At 72.1% G+C, this 14449-nt stretch carries 12 protein-coding genes; 11 read left to right on the top strand and 1 reads right to left on the bottom strand.

The genetic code is table 11. The annotated features are described in order from the left end of the window. Positions 1 to 130 precede the first annotated feature (130 nt). The 11 genes from CES90_RS25075 to CES90_RS25125 all read left to right on the top strand — a co-directional run bounded on the left by CES90_RS25075 (position 131) and on the right by CES90_RS25125 (position 13542). Complete coding sequence (locus tag CES90_RS25075) at positions 131 to 1387, top strand: ATP-grasp domain-containing protein (protein WP_189783570.1); 1257 nt, start codon at positions 131 to 133, stop codon at positions 1385 to 1387. Further along, on the top strand, positions 1384 to 2235 hold the full coding sequence (locus CES90_RS25080; protein ID WP_189783569.1) for a Rossmann-like domain-containing protein: 852 nt from the start codon (positions 1384 to 1386) through the stop codon (positions 2233 to 2235). The genes CES90_RS25075 and CES90_RS25080 overlap by 4 nt, the downstream gene beginning before the upstream one ends. Then, positions 2232 to 3320 (top strand): PLP-dependent cysteine synthase family protein, encoded by a 1089-nt coding sequence (locus CES90_RS25085; protein ID WP_189783568.1) that lies wholly within the window; start codon positions 2232 to 2234, stop codon positions 3318 to 3320. The genes CES90_RS25080 and CES90_RS25085 overlap by 4 nt, the downstream gene beginning before the upstream one ends. Continuing rightward, the gene (locus tag CES90_RS25090) at positions 3317 to 4381 is read left to right on the top strand and encodes a dipeptide epimerase (protein WP_189783567.1); all 1065 of its coding nucleotides are present in this window, start codon (positions 3317 to 3319) and stop codon (positions 4379 to 4381) included. The genes CES90_RS25085 and CES90_RS25090 overlap by 4 nt, the downstream gene beginning before the upstream one ends. After that, a complete protein-coding gene (locus CES90_RS25095; protein ID WP_189783566.1) occupies positions 4365 to 5627 on the top strand; it encodes an MFS transporter in 1263 nt (420 codons plus the stop codon). Before CES90_RS25090 ends, CES90_RS25095 begins: the two co-directional genes overlap by 17 nt. After that, positions 5624 to 6415 carry a class I SAM-dependent DNA methyltransferase gene (locus CES90_RS25100; RefSeq protein ID WP_189783565.1) on the top strand — a complete coding sequence of 264 codons (792 nt, stop codon included), beginning with the start codon at positions 5624 to 5626 and terminating at the stop codon, positions 6413 to 6415. Before CES90_RS25095 ends, CES90_RS25100 begins: the two co-directional genes overlap by 4 nt. Positions 6416 to 6440: 25 nt before the next feature. Beyond that, complete coding sequence (locus CES90_RS25105) at positions 6441 to 8021, top strand: ABC transporter substrate-binding protein (protein ID WP_189783564.1); 1581 nt, start codon at positions 6441 to 6443, stop codon at positions 8019 to 8021. Continuing rightward, complete coding sequence (locus CES90_RS25110; protein ID WP_189783563.1) at positions 8018 to 8971, top strand: ABC transporter permease; 954 nt, start codon at positions 8018 to 8020, stop codon at positions 8969 to 8971. The genes CES90_RS25105 and CES90_RS25110 overlap by 4 nt, the downstream gene beginning before the upstream one ends. Next, positions 8968 to 9831 carry an ABC transporter permease gene (locus tag CES90_RS25115; RefSeq protein ID WP_189783562.1) on the top strand — a complete coding sequence of 288 codons (864 nt, stop codon included), beginning with the start codon at positions 8968 to 8970 and terminating at the stop codon, positions 9829 to 9831. Before CES90_RS25110 ends, CES90_RS25115 begins: the two co-directional genes overlap by 4 nt. Continuing rightward, positions 9828 to 11423 (top strand): ABC transporter ATP-binding protein, encoded by a 1596-nt coding sequence (locus CES90_RS25120; RefSeq protein ID WP_189783561.1) that lies wholly within the window; start codon positions 9828 to 9830, stop codon positions 11421 to 11423. The genes CES90_RS25115 and CES90_RS25120 overlap by 4 nt, the downstream gene beginning before the upstream one ends. Positions 11424 to 11541: 118 nt before the next feature. Beyond that, positions 11542 to 13542, top strand: a complete 2001-nt coding sequence (locus tag CES90_RS25125) for a serine/threonine-protein kinase (RefSeq protein WP_189783560.1) — start codon at positions 11542 to 11544, stop codon at positions 13540 to 13542. Between the two features lie 3 nt (positions 13543 to 13545). Here CES90_RS25125 and CES90_RS25130 read toward each other — a convergent pair whose 3' ends face one another. Continuing rightward, complete coding sequence (locus tag CES90_RS25130; protein ID WP_189783559.1) at positions 13546 to 14334, bottom strand: FHA domain-containing protein; 789 nt, start codon at positions 14332 to 14334, stop codon at positions 13546 to 13548. Positions 14335 to 14449 lie beyond the last annotated feature (115 nt).

A 14449-nucleotide genomic window follows, 5' to 3' on the forward strand; every position in this document is an offset into this window, starting at 1 on the left:
TTCACCCCTCCAACCCACATGACAATGAAAATGATTATCGATAAGGTTCCCACGTCAAGCCGGTCGCCTCCTCGTCGAGGCGTCGTCGGGCTGCCCTGACGCTGAACCGCACCGCACGAAAAGGGGAGCTGTGGCTCATCTGTTGGTGGTCGAGAGCTGGGTCGGATCGATGAGCAGGCTGCTGCCACGCGCGATCCGGGAGGGCGGGCACGAGTTCACCTTCCTCACCCGCGACCTGCACCACTACCTGCGCGCGGCCCCGGAGGGGACGGCACATCCGCTGCTCGGCGCGCGGAACGTGGTCACCGCGGACACCAACGACACCGAAACCCTCCTTCCGGAAGTCACCCGGCTGCACTCGGTCCTCGGGTTCGACGGAGTGATCTCCTCCTGCGACTACTACCTGCCGACGGTGGCGCGCATCGCCGGTCACCTCGGGCTGCCCGGCCCGGGTCCGGAGGCGGTCCACGACGCCTGCCGCAAGGACGCCACCCGCCGCGTGCTCGCCGACGCGGGGGTGCCCGGACCCCGTTTCGCCCTCCATGAGGAGTGGGCCGACCTCGCCCGGGCCGCGCGGGAGATCGGCTATCCGCTGGTCGTGAAGCCCGTCGACCTGTGCGCGGGCATGTACGTACGGCGGGTGGAGGACGAAGCCGAACTCACGGCTGCGGTACGGGCGTTGGCAGACTTTCCGCTCAACGCGCGCGGTCAGCGGCGGGTGCCCGCCGTGCTGCTCGAGGAGTTGCTGACCGGTCCCGAGGTGAGTGTCGAAACCGTGTCGCACGCGGGTGCGGTCCAGGTCGTGGGCGTGACCGACAAGAGCATCGGCGGGGCACCGGCGTTCATCGAGACCGGGCACATGTTCCCCGCCGCTCTGCCGGCGGCCGACACGGAGGCCGCCGAGCAGACCGCACTCGGCGCGCTGAAGGCGCTCGGGCTGACCGACGGGGTCGTGGCGCACACCGAGATCAAACTGACCCCGTCCGGGCCGAGGGTCGTCGAGGTCAACCCCCGGCCCGCCGGGAACCGCATCACCGAGTTGGTCCGCCACGTCACCGGCATCGACCTGGCCGCGGCCGCCGTGGAGGTGGCCCTCGGCCGCGAACCCGACCTGCGGCGCCGGGAGACCGGACTGCGCAGCGCCGCCGTCGGCTTCCTCATACCGGAGACGTCGGGCACGCTCGAAGCGCTGGACGGTGGGCAACTCACCGCCGCACCGGGTGTGTTGGAGGCACAGCTCGCCGAGCCGGGGCGACAGGTCAAGGCGGCGGGCAGCAACAACGAGTACCTCGGGCATGTCATGGTCGGAGACCCGGAGGGGCTGGGGGCGCGCGAGCGGGTCGAGGCACTGCTGGGCGAGTTGCGCTCCGGGCTGGTGATCCGGTGACCGCCGCCACGTCGGTGGCGGGCGCGGCCACGTACGAGGAACTGGTGGAGCGGGTCCGGGCCGGTGAGTTGGGGCCGGATCCGCGGACGCTGCGGATCGCGGTGGCGTTCGCGACGCGGCAGGCGGTACGGCACGACGGGCGGGGCACCGGGTACCGCAACGAGGTGCTGAGCCTCCGGCTCGCCGGGGCCGTCGGCTCGTGCGCGGTCGAGCCCGGCGCCCTGCCCGACGCGGCGATCGACGACTGTGTGGGCGCCGATGTGGCCCGGCTGCTGGACCATCCGCTGGTGCCGGTGCGGGTGGCCGCGCTCGACGCCTACCTGGCGCATGTCACCCCGCACACACCGGATCACGGGGCGCGCCCGTTCGCGTTGTCCGCCGGGACCTCGCTGGAGAAGTCCCGGGCACGGGCGGGGGCCGTCGTCGAGTTGCTCGATCTGCCGCCGGGCGCCACGGTGCTCGTGGTCGGCGTCGTCAACTCCCTTCTGGAGGCCCTGCGTTCGCGGAATCTCGGCTATGTGCCGTGCGATCTCAAGGGCGGGTTCACCGAGTGGGGCGAGGAGGTCGTCACCGACGCGTTCGACGCGGCCGACCGCTGTGACGCGTTGCTCGTCTCCGGTATGACGCTGGGCAACGACACATTCGAGCCGTTGCGGCGGCACGCGCTGGCGCACGGCAAGCAGCTGGTGATGTTCGCGCAGACGGGCAGCGCCGTACTGCCCCGGTTCCTCGGGCACGGGGTGAGTGCGGTGTGCGCGGAGCCGTATCCCTTCTTCTGGCTGGACGCAGGGCCGAGCATCCTGCACCGATACCGCCTGGCGTGTGCGGGTCCGGGAGGCGGCCGATGACCTCGTCGACCGCTCTGCGTTCCGTCGCCCGCCCCGAGCTGCTGTCCCTCGTCGGGCGTACGCCGCTGGCGCGTATCACCGCCGATCTGCCGGGGCCACAGCCCGGCTTCTGGGCCAAGCTCGAAGGGCTGTCGGCGGGCGGGATGAAGGCACGGGCCGCCGTGTCCATGCTGATGGGCGCCCGTGAGCGCGGTGAACTGCGACCCGGCGCCCCGGTGGTGGAGTCGACCTCCGGCACGCTGGGTATCGGCCTGGCCTTCGCGGGGCAGGCGCTCGGCCACCCCGTCGTGCTGGTCGGTGACAGTGAACTGGAGCCGTCCATGCGGCAGTTGCTGCGCTCCCACGGCGTACGGCTGGAGCTGGTGGACCGCCCGGCGGCCCTCGGCGGCTGGCAGGCGGCGCGCCTCGCCCGGCTGCGGGAGCTGCTCGCGGTGCTGCCGGACGCGTACTGGCCCGACCAGTACAACAACCCGGACAACACCGCCGGTTACGCCTCGCTGGCCGCCGAGCTCGCCGTCCAGCTGGACCACTTGGACGTCCTGGTGTGCAGTGTCGGCACCGGCGGCCACAGCGCGGGCATCATCGGTCCGCTGCGACGGCACTGGCCGGCGCTGCGCCTGATCGGCGTCGACTCCACCGGCTCCACGATCTTCGGCCAGCCGGCCCGGCCGAGGCTGATGCGCGGTCTGGGCAGCAGCATTCATCCACGCAACGTCGCCTACGACGCCTTCGACGAGGTGCACTGGGTCGGCCCGGCGGAGGCCGTGGACAGCTGTCGGCGGCTCGCCCGGGGCAGCTTCGTCAGCGGCGGCTGGAGCACCGGGGCGGTCGCGCTGGTCGCCGCCTGGGCGGCCCGCGTCCATGCGGGTGCCGTCGTCGCCACCGTCTTCCCGGACGGCCCGCACCGCTACCTCGGCAGCGTCTACGACGACGACTTCGCCGCCGCGCACAGCCTCGACCCGGCCTCCGCCGCCACCCGCCCCGTCGAGATCCCCCACCCCGGCGCGGCCGAGGCCGCCGGCTGGGCCCGGTGCGGCAGGGTCACCGATCCGCTCAAGGTCCCCCCTTCGAAAGAGAGACTGTGAAGGCCACCCGGCGCACCGTACGCCTCGACCTCGCCGAGCCGTTGCGCATCTCCCGCTCCACCATGTCCGCACGCGACGCGGTGTGGCTGACCGTCGAACACGACGGGCTGCACGGCCATGGCGAGGCCGTCACCAGCGTGTACTACGGACTCGACGCCGCCACCCTGGAACGGCTCTTCGCCGCCGTCGCCGCGGAGCTCGTACGCTTCCCCGATCCCGAGAGCGCGCTGAAAGCCCTGCGGGACGGCAAGCTGGCCGGCCAGGAGACTCCCGCGGCCGTCACCGCCGCCGTCGACTCCGCGCTCCTCGACCTCGTCGGCAAGCGGGCGGGCAACCCCGTCCACCGGCTCCTGGGCACGGCGGCCTCACCGGTGGCGGCCACCGCGCGGACCATCGGCATCACCTCGCCGACGCGTGCGGCGGCCGAGGCCCGCCGGCTCGCCGCGCGCGGCTTCGCGGTCGTCAAGATCAAGGCCGGGGCCGCCGACCCCGAGGAGGACGTGGAGCGCGTACGGGTCGTCCGCGACGCCGCGCCCCGGGCCCGGCTGCTCCTCGACCCCAACGGCGCCTGGACGGCGGGACAGATGGACACCCTGCTGCCGCGCTTCGCGGAACTCGGCGTCGAGGCCGTCGAACAACCCCTCGCACCCGGCGATCCGGAGGCACTGGCGGCCCTCGCCGAGCGCTCGCCGTTGCCCGTCATCGCCGACGAGGACGCGGTGGACCTGGAGGACGTACGCCGGCTCGCGGGGCGTGTGCACGGCGTCAACGTCAAGCTCGCCAAGTGCGGCGGCGTCCACGCGGCCCTGCGGATCGCCGAGTTGATCGAAGGCAGTGGGACCGAGCTGATGCTCGGGTGCCTCACCGCCAGCAGCCTCGGGCTGGCACCCGCCGTGCATCTCGCCGACCGCGCCCGCTGGGTCGATCTCGACGGGCATCTGCTGCTGGCCCACGACCCATGGACCGGCATCGGGGGCGGCGACGGGTTCGTACAGACAAGTGACCTGCCCGGTCTGGGAGTTCGGCCGAGGAAGGAGGCGCTCCGTGCAGACGTGGCATGAGATACGCAGCTTCCCGTTCGCCGTCCGCCTCCTGCTGGTCAACCAACTCGGCGTCAACATCGGCTTCTACCTCCTCATCCCCTACCTCGCCACCCACCTGACCGAGAACCTGGGCATGTCGGCGGCGGTCGTCGGCGTCGTCCTCGGCGTCCGGAACCTCAGCCAGCAGGGCCTGTTCATCATCGGCGGGTCCGCCTCCGACCGGCTCGGGGCGCGCGGCGTCATCATCGCCGGGTGCGCGCTGCGGACCGTGGGGTTCGGATTGTTCGCTCTGGGCGACGGGCTGGCGGTGCTGCTGGCCGCGTCCGTGCTGAGCGGGCTCGCGGGTGCACTGTTCAACCCGGCCGTGCGGGCGTATCTCGCGCAGGAGGCCGGGGAGCGCAAGGCGGAGGCGTTCGCGCTGTTCAACGTGTTCGCCACGACCGGTGCCCTGATCGGTCCGCTGCTGGGCAGTGTGCTGCTGCTCGTGGACTTCCGTACGTCCGCGCTCACAGCCGCCGGGATCTTCGCGGTCCTCACCGTCGCGCAGGCCCTGGTGCTGCCCGCCCGGAAGGTGGAGCCGAGCGGCAGCGGTGTCCTCGGGGACTGGCGCGAGGTGCTCGGCAACCGGGCCTTCCTGGCCTTCGCCCTCGCCATGGTCGGCATGTTCACCCTGGAGAACCAGCTGTACCTGCTGCTGCCTGCCGGGGCCCGCGAGGCCACCGGCTGGGACGGCGCCGCCGGTCTGGTCTTCCTCGTCGGAACCCTCGCCAACCTGGCACTTCAGCTGCGGATCACCAAGTCGCTCAAGTCCCGTGGGAACAGGGCACGTTGGGTCGCCGTCGGGCTCGCCGTCACGGGAGTGGCGTTCCTGCCGGCGGCCCTGGTGGGGGGCGCCGGGTCCGCCGGGTGGCTCGACGCCGTACCCGTCCTGCTCGGCGCGCTGCTGCTCTACCTGGGGCTCATGGTCGCCTCGCCGTTCGTCATGGAGCTGATCCCCCGCTTCGGCCGGCCGGAGCTGACCGGCACGTACTTCGGGATCTTCTACGTCGTCTCCGGCATCGCCGCGGCCGTCGGGAACACCGTCGTCGGGTGGGCCATGGACGCCGGGGAGCGCGGCGGCCACGCCTGGCTGCCGTGGGCGTGCTGCGCCCTGTTCGGCCTGGCCTCAGCGGGCGGGGTGGCCCTGCTGCACCGGCTCGGCGCGCTGCCCGCGGATCCGGCTCCGGTCGCGCCCGCTCCCGCCGGTGAGAGGAGCAGCGCATGACGACCGGCAACCTCCTCACCGACAACCCCGAGCTGTACGAGGCCCGCTTCCCTGACCCCGACCGGCTCGCCGGACGCTGGGCCGAGGACTGTCTGCGCCGCCACGGGGCCGGGCCGCGGGTGCTGGACATGGGGTGCGGCACCGGCCGCGACGCCGCCCATCTGCACGGCGCCGGCCGTACGGTGACGGGCGCCGACCTGTCCGAGGCGATGCTGGCCCACGCCCGGGCCCGGCACCCCGGACCGGCGTACGTCCGGGCCGACCTGCACGGCTTCGACCTGGGCCGGGCCGCCTTCGACGCGGTCGTCTGCCTGGACAGCTCCCTGCTGTACTGCCACACCGACGACCAGCTCGACGGCTTCCTCGCCTCCTGCCACCACGCGCTCGCCCCCGGCGGGCTGCTGGTCGCGGAGATGCGCAACGGCGCCTACTTCCTGGGCCGCACCGACCTGCTCGACACCCCGACCGTCAACGCCTTCACCTGGCAGGGCACCGCCTACCGGTCCACCACCACCCTGACCGTCGACCGCACCGCCCAACTCCTGCGCCGTACCCGCGTCTGGACGTCGGACGACGGATTACCGGCGAGCGAACAACGGTCCGCCTGGCGGCTGTTGTTCCCGCTGGAGCTGCGCCACGTCCTCGCCGTGCACGGCTTCGAGGTCCTGGAGCTGCACGACGGTCCGGGCCCGCGTACCGAACCGCCCTGGCAGGAGGGCGAGTTGCCCGGCCGGGTGACCGATGCCGACCGACTGCACCTCGTCGCGCGCCTGCGCACCACCCTCTGATCCATCACACCCCAAAGGGACTGTCATGTACGACGAACGCTTTTCCGGGCTGCGCCGACGCGGCTTCCTCACCGCCACCACCGGGGCCGCCGCCCTCGCCCTCGTCGGCTGCGGCGGCACGGAGAACACGGCCGACCAGAGCGGCGGCGACGGCACGCCCCGGCGCGGCGGACGGCTGCGTGCCGCGTTCGCGGGCGGCGGTGCCAGCGAGACCCTCGACCCGCACCTGGCCAACCTGTTCGCCGATGTCGCCCGCGCCAAGGCGCTGTTCGACAAGCTGGCCGACTACGGCGCCGATCTGTCCGCGCAGCCGCGCCTCGCCACGAAGTGGGAGCCGAACAAGGCGCTGGACCGCTGGCAGGTCACCCTGCGGGAGGCCACCTTCCACGACGGCAAGCCGGTCACCGCGAAGGACGTGCTCTACAGCTATCGCCGGATCGCCGATCCCGAGAAGGCGTTCCGCGCCAAGGCGTCCCTGGAGCCCATCGACCTCGACGCGAGCCGGGCCACCGGTGAGCGGAGCATCGAGTTCGTGCTCAAGCGGCCGACAGCCGAATTCCCCAACGTGCTGGCCGCGTTCGGGGCGTACATCGTCCCGGAGAACGCCGGGGAGAACGCCTCCGACTTCGACCAGAAGCCGATCGGCTCCGGCCCCTTCCGTTTTGTGTCCTTCTCCCCCGGCCGCTCGGCGGTCTTCCGCCGCCACGACGCGTACTGGGAGGGCGCCCCGCACCTCGACGAGCTCGAATTCGTCGTCGCCAACGAGGAGTCGGCCCGCGTCAACGCGCTCCTCGGCGGCCAGGTCGAGTACGCCCACGAGCTGAATCCGACGACCGCGCGCGCTCATGAGGGCAAGGGGCAGATCGAGATCGTCCGGCTGCGGGGCAGTGCCATGCAGGCGTTCTGCATGAAGACTGATCGGGCGCCCTTCGACGACAAGCGGGTACGGGAGGCGTTCTTCCTCATCGCCGACCGCCAGGAACTCGTCGACGGCGCGCTCTCCGGGGCGGGCGTGGTCGGCAACGACCTGTTCGGCAAGGGCTACGAGTACTACGCCGCCGATCTCCCGCAGCGCGAGCAGGACCTCGACCGCGCCAAGGCCCTGCTGAAGCAGGCCGGTGCCGAGAAGCTGAAGGTCACGCTGGACACGTCGGCCGTCGCCGCCGGATTCACCGAGGCGGCCGGCATCTTCCGCGACCAGGCAGCGAAGGCCGGTGTCACGATCGACGTGAGGATGGGCAGCAAGGACTCGTACTGGGCCGACATCCTCGACGGCGGCACCCTGGCCTGCTACCGCTCCGGCGCCATGCCCATCGAGGCGCACATCTCGCAGCGCCTCCTCACGGACTCCACCACCAACGCCACCCACTGGAAGCACAAGGACTTCGACGCGCTGTACCAGCAGGCGCAGTCCACCCGGGACAAGACGGAGCGGGCCGCCGTCTACGAGCGCATGCAGCGCCGGCTGTACGCGGAGGGCGGCTTCCTGATCTGGGGGTTCGCCGACTGGATTCTCGGAACGGCCCGCAAGGTGAAGGGAGTCGAGACCAAGGCCCCCGCCAACACGCTCGACTGGGCGCGCTTCGACAAGGTGTGGCTCGCGTGAGCGGTCTTCGCTCCTTCGTCGCCCGGCGGCTGATCCTCGGTGTCGCGCAGACCGTGGCCGTGGTGCTGCTCGTCTTCGCGCTCACCGAGGCGCTGCCGGGCGACGCCGCGGTTGCCCTCGCCGGGGACCAGCCCGACCCGGCGCGTATCGCCGCCATCCGCGAGGCGATGCATCTGGACCGGCCGGTGCACGAGCGGCTGGCCGACTGGGCGACCGGGCTGCTGCACGGTGACTTCGGTACCTCCCTGGCCTCCGGCCGCCCGGTCGGCCAGTACATCGCCGACGGCTTCGGGCCGACCCTGCTGCTGGCGGCGCTCACCGTGGCGCTGCTCGTGCCGATCGGCTTCGGGCTCGGCGTGCTGGCCGCCCGGCACGAGGGCGGGTTCGTCGACCGCCTGGTCAGTTCCGTCACGCTGGCCGTGTACGCGGTTCCCGAGTTCGCCCTCGGAGTGCTGCTGGTGACCGTGTTCGCACTGAAACTGGGCTGGCTGCCGCCGACCGCCGTCGGCTACGGCACCGATCTGCTCGCCCATCCGGCCGCGCTGGTCCTGCCCGTCCTCGTCCTGCTGTCCCGGCCGGTCTGCTCCCTGGTCCGCCTCGTGCGCGCCGGCATGGTCGACGCCCTCGCCTCCCCGTACGTCGCCCACGCCCGCCGGTACGGCGTCGCGGACGCCCGGGTCCGCTACCTGCACGCGCTCCCGGGCGCCGTCGCCCCCGCCGCCCAGCAACTCGCCCGCACCATCGACTGGTTGCTGTGCGGCGTCATCGTCGTGGAGGCCCTCTACGTGATCCCCGGACTCGGCACCGTCCTCCTCAACGCCGTCGCCGAACGCGACGTACCCGTCGTCCAGGGCCTCGCCGTGGTGTTCGGCGTCCTCACGGTCGTCCTCAACCTGGGCGCCGATGTGGTGGCCCGGCGCTTCGCGCCCCGGGCGGGGGTGGCGGCGTGACGACCGGCACGGTCACGGAGACCGGCACGGCCACCGCTGCCGGGCGACGGCTCACGGGCCGTTTCGCGCTCGGCGTCACGATCATCGCCGTACCCCTCGTCCTCGCCCTGCTGGGGCCGGTGTTCGCGGGTGAACCCGGCCCACGGACGACCTCCTTCACGCTCGGCGGGGGGCACTGGCTCGGCACGGACTTCGTGGGCCGGGACGTATGGCGGCAGGTACTGCACGGCGGTCGGCCTGTCGTGCTCACCGCGCTCGGCGCCGGTGCGCTGGCCTACCTCGTCGCACTGCCGGTCGGTCTGGCCGCCGCGCTGACGCATCGGCGCCTGCTGGAGGAGTTGCTGATGCGGCCCCTCGACGTGCTGATCGCCGTACCGTCGCTGCTGCTGATCCTGCTGGTCGCCTCGGTGTTCTCCCCCGGTGCCGTCGGCCTCGCCCTCCTCGTGGCCCTGATCAATGTGCCGGACGCGGCACGCCTGGTGCGGGCCGCCGCCACGGAGGCCGCCGCCCGGCCGGTCGTGGAGGCGCTGCGGCTCCAGGGCGAGAGCTGGTGGCGTGTGGCCATCGGTTGCGTGGGCCGCGCCATCCTGCGCACCCTGGTCGCCGACGCCGGCACCCGGCTGACCGGTGTGCTGTACCTGGTCGCCACGGCCGCGTTCCTCGGCGTCGGGGTCGCGCCGGACGCCGCCGACTGGGCGGTGATGGTCGACCGCAACCGTACGGGCCTGTTCGTGCAGCCGTGGGCCGTTGTCGTACCCGCGCTGCTGATCGTCGCCCTCACCACCGGCACCAACCTCCTCTTCGACGCCGCACTGGAGAAGCCCGGCGGGCGCCGGGGACGGAAGGAACGACGGGCGTGACGCAGCAGAACGACAGCGCCGGCCGGGATGCCGTGGAAGCGGGACCCGTGGCCGAGATCGCGGACCTGCGGGTCGAGGTCGGTGGTCGGGCGATCGTCGACGGGGTGAGCCTGAGGGTGCTGCCCGGCAAGGTCACCGCGCTGGTGGGCGCCTCGGGCAGCGGCAAGACCACGACCGGGCTGGCCCTTCTGGGCGAGTATCCGCCCGGCGCCCACGTGACCGGCGATGTCCGCGTGGCATCCGAGGACCTGGTCGGCTATGTGCCGCAGCACCCGGCGGCCGTCCTCAACCCCGCCCGCCGTGTCACCGCGCTCCTCACCGACATCGCCCGCACCCACGTGCGCCATCTGCCCCTCAGACAGCGCCGGGCGGCGGCCCGCGCGAGCGTCCTGCAAGCTCTCACAGATGCCCAACTCCCTGACGCCGAGGGCCTGTTGCGCCGTTATCCGCACCAGATCTCCGGCGGACAACAGCAGCGTGTCGTCCTCGCCCAGGCTCTCCTGCTCGGTGCCCGCGTCATCGTCGCCGACGAGCCCACCACGGGCCAGGACGCCCTGACCAAGAGCCGTATCGTCGACGAGTTGGCGGCGGTCGCGGCACGCGGCATCGCGGTCGTCCTGCTCAGCCATGATCTCGACGTGGTGCGGGCGCTCGCAGACGAGGTCCACGTGATGCGGGAAGGCCGCGTCGTGGAGTCGGGTCCGGCACAAAGACTGTGGCTCGCCCCCCAGCATGAGTGGACCCTCCAACTCCTCGACGCCCGGCCGTCGTCCGCCGAAGCGGGCGACCGGCCCGACCCGGCGCCCACCGAGCCCGTACTGCGCGTACGCGACCTCACCGCCCGCCACCGCGACGGCGCACGCGGCACCACCGTGGCCGTGCGCGCACCCGAACTCGCCCTGCACGCCGGGGAATGCCTGGCCGTCGTCGGCCGCTCGGGCAGCGGCAAGACCACCCTCGCCCGATGCCTCGCCGGGCTCCACCGCGACCACGAGGGCGAGGTCCTCCTCGACGGCGCTGCCCTGCCACGCAGCCTGCGCGACCGCAGCCGGGGGCAGTTGGCGGCCGTGCAGTACGTCTTCCAGGACGCACGCGCCTCCTTCGACGAGCACCGCCCGATCCTGCACCAGGTCGCCCGCACGGCGGTCCGGCTGCGCGGCGCCGACGACCGTGCGGCCGCGTCCGAGGCGCTGATCACGCTCAGGCGTCTCGGTCTCTCCGAGGAACTGGTACACCGGCACCCCGCGCAGCTCTCCGGCGGCGAACTCCAGCGCGCCGCCCTGGCCCGCGCCCTCCTCGCGCGGCCCCGGGTGCTCGTCTGTGACGAGATCACCTCCGGGCTCGACACGGTGACCCGCAGGGGCATCCTCGACGTCCTCCTGTCGTTGCTCCGCGACCGTGACGACCTGTCGCTGGTGCTGATCACCCACGACCTGGACACAGCGGCCGTCGCCCATCGCATCGCCGTCCTGGACGCCGGGGAACTCGTCGAACAGGGCCCTGCGCAAAGGATCCTGACGGCTCCCGAGCATCCGTTCACGGCATCGCTCATGGCGACGACGGCACGACTGGGGGCGAGCGCGCGGTCCTGATGGGGACGTCTGATGCAGGCTCAGGGCAGAAGCTGCGAACTGATCGCCACACGCAGTAGTTTCGGTCACGCACGCGGCCGGGCGGGTGCGCGCGTCATGCACCGGGTAAGGGGGATCTGTGCGTTCCGGGGAAGAGTTCGCGAGCCGCTTCGTCCTCAAGGAGATCATCGGGGCGGGGCGAAGCGGTGATGTGTGGCTGGCCCACGACACGCTGCTCGGGCAGGACGTCGCGCTGAAACCGGAGCGGATCACGGGCGACCGTGAGACCGCCGTACCTCGGCTGCTCGGCGAGCCGCGCGCCATGGCCAAGTTCCGCGACCACCCGCATGTCGTGACCCTGTACGACGTCGTGACCGTGCCGCACAGCGGCGAAGAGGGCGCGGAAGCGGAGGACGGCGCACCGGAGACGTACTGGTTCATCACGGAGTACGTGCCCGGCGGCGACCTGAACGGGCAGCCGCCGATGTCTCCCGTGCGCGCGGCCCGTATCGGTGCCGAGCTCGCCGACGCGCTCGTCGCCCTGCACGAGGCGGGGATCGTCCACTGCGACATCAAGCCCGCCAACATCGGCCTCACTCGCAGAGGCACGGCCAAGTTACTGGACTTCGGAGCCGCGTACCGGGTCGGTGGCACCGAGACCATCACGGCCAACGGTCCCTTCAGCTTCACCCCGGACTTCGCCGCCCCCGAGCTGGCCCGGGGGAACGTGCCCCGGCCCGCCTCGGACGTGTTCTGCCTGGGCACGACTCTCCACGCGCTGGTCACCGGCTCGCCTCCGCGCGGCGGCGGGCCCGAGGACGACGACGGTCGCCGGGAGCCGGGCGACACGGAGGACTCCGAACGCCTGCGGTACTGGAAGGCCGAGCAGGGCGTCGTGGAACTGGACGCCGAGGCCGTGGGGCCGCTGTATCCCGTGCTCACCGCCATGCTGCGGCGCGATCCCGGGCAACGCCCCGACGCCGCCGAGGTCAAGCGGCTTCTGGAGGCCGTCGCCGATCCCGGGTCGACCGCGTCGGTCACGCCGGTCACCCCGGTCGAGTCGCCGCCCGAGTCTCCTGAGCCGGCTGTCCCGCCGCCGCCCGAGCACACCGGTCGCCGGTGGCGGCGCCGGGCGCTGCTCGCCACCGCCCTCGGCGTCTGCGCCGTACTCGCCCTGGGCGTGATCTTCATCCCCGACGACAGCGATGGCGACGACGGAACCACTCGCGAGTCCGGCCGGGGCAGCATCCAGCAGAACTCCGAGAACGGCGAACCGCGGGCCCTGATCGGCGATCCCTACACCGCCGATGTGTGCGCCCTGGCCGACCGCGACGCGCTCAGCCGGTTCGGCAAGGTCGAAGTGGACGTGGACTACGGGAACTTCGACCAGTGCGACGTGCTCGTCCACTCCGACGACGAGACGCGGATCGATGTGTCGTTCCAACTCCGCCCGGGCTCGTCGTCCGAGACGTCCGAGCCCACCGATTTCGTCGGCAGGATCGGTATCACGGAGTCGTCGGAGAGCGACGAGTGCACGCTGCTGCTGGCGCCGGAGGGCACCACCGACGGGATCGTCGGAGTGCGCGTCAACATGGGCGAGGGCGAGGTGAACGGGGGTCAGGCCACGTTGTGCACGGTCGCCCGGGCGGCCGCCCGCAGCGCGGCCGAGATCCTGAACGACGGCCCCGTCCCCCGCCGTTCCCAGGCCTACCCCGCCTCGTCGCTGGCCTGGGCGAACGCCTGCAAGCTGCTCGACGCCGAGGTGCTGTCCGCCGTCCCCGGTCTCAAGGTCGACCAACCGGAGGTCGGCGTCGCGAACTGGAACTGCGAATGGTCCAGCACCGTCGACGATCTGGAGGCCGAGGTGGAATTCCACCGCGATCAGCCGAAGTCCGCGGAAGAGGGAACCCCCGTCGAACTCAGCGGATACAAGGGCCTCGTCGTGCCGGATGACGACGACTGCCGGGTGTTCGTCGAGTACCGCCCGTACAGCGGTGAGAACGCGGAGACGTACGCGGAGATGGTGCGTCTGCGGGTCGGTGGGCAACGGCCCACGGACAAGCTCTGCGAGATGGCCACCTCCCTGGCCCGCTCCGCCGCCGCCGAACTGCGCGCACAACACCCTGCCGCCTCCTCCTGAACCTCAGGAGCCGCAGTCCGGCCAGGCGCTGTCGTCCTCCATCAGGTCCAGATCCGGCGGTACGAGGGTCGTGGACTCGACCAGGCCCTTGAGGAGGTTGTGGAGGAGCCTGTTGTCGGAGGGGCGGCCCTCGGACATGTCGTGCATCAGCCGGTCCTTGAAGCCGGTCCTGTCCAGGCGTCGGCGTACGGCCTCGATCCGGTGCTCGACCTTGCGCGGGGTCCAGCCCGCGTCCGGGCGCAGGAACTTGAGCTGCTTGGCGGCCATGGAGTACGTCAGAGGGCGGGGGTCCTCCTCGTAGAGCAGGTAACGCTGACCGAGTACGACCAGCAGCAGCCGTTCGTCGTCGTCGAGCGGCCAGATGTTCGGCCGTACGGTCTCGGCGTCCCGGCGCGACACCGGGCCCTGGTCGTCGTGGTCGGCGACGTACAGCTCGACCAGGTGCTCGCGGTAGCCGGAGCCCTTCACGAACAGCGGGGTGTAGCCGGTGGTAAGGGGGATCGGCTCGGTGGTGGTGTGCATCATCCGGCCACGGGGCAGCCGCACGAGCTGCTGCCCGGTGTTGCGGAGCCACCAGTGACCCTGCCGGTACGTCAACTCGCCGTGCCGTCGGCTCACACTCAGATCGTCCACGCCGACGCCGAGGTCGGCCTCCGGCTTCTTGCCGCGTCCGAAGCTGACCGTCAGGCCCGTCCGGGGTGGGGCACTGAGGTCTCCGGTGACCGTGCGGGCATGCAGCGTGCCTGGTGCGGCGGGCGCGACACCACGCGCGAGGCTGGTGGAGAGGGGCATCGCGGTTCTCCTCGGTTCGGGGCTTTCTCGGCACGTGGTAAGGACTCTGCCACCAGGATCCGCATTCACGCCGGGACCCCTCCCCAAAACAGGACCGTATAAAGGGACGTGCCGG

Origin of the sequence: Streptomyces capitiformicae, from assembly GCF_002214185.1 — a bacterium.
Classification (GTDB): domain Bacteria; phylum Actinomycetota; class Actinomycetes; order Streptomycetales; family Streptomycetaceae; genus Streptomyces; species Streptomyces capitiformicae.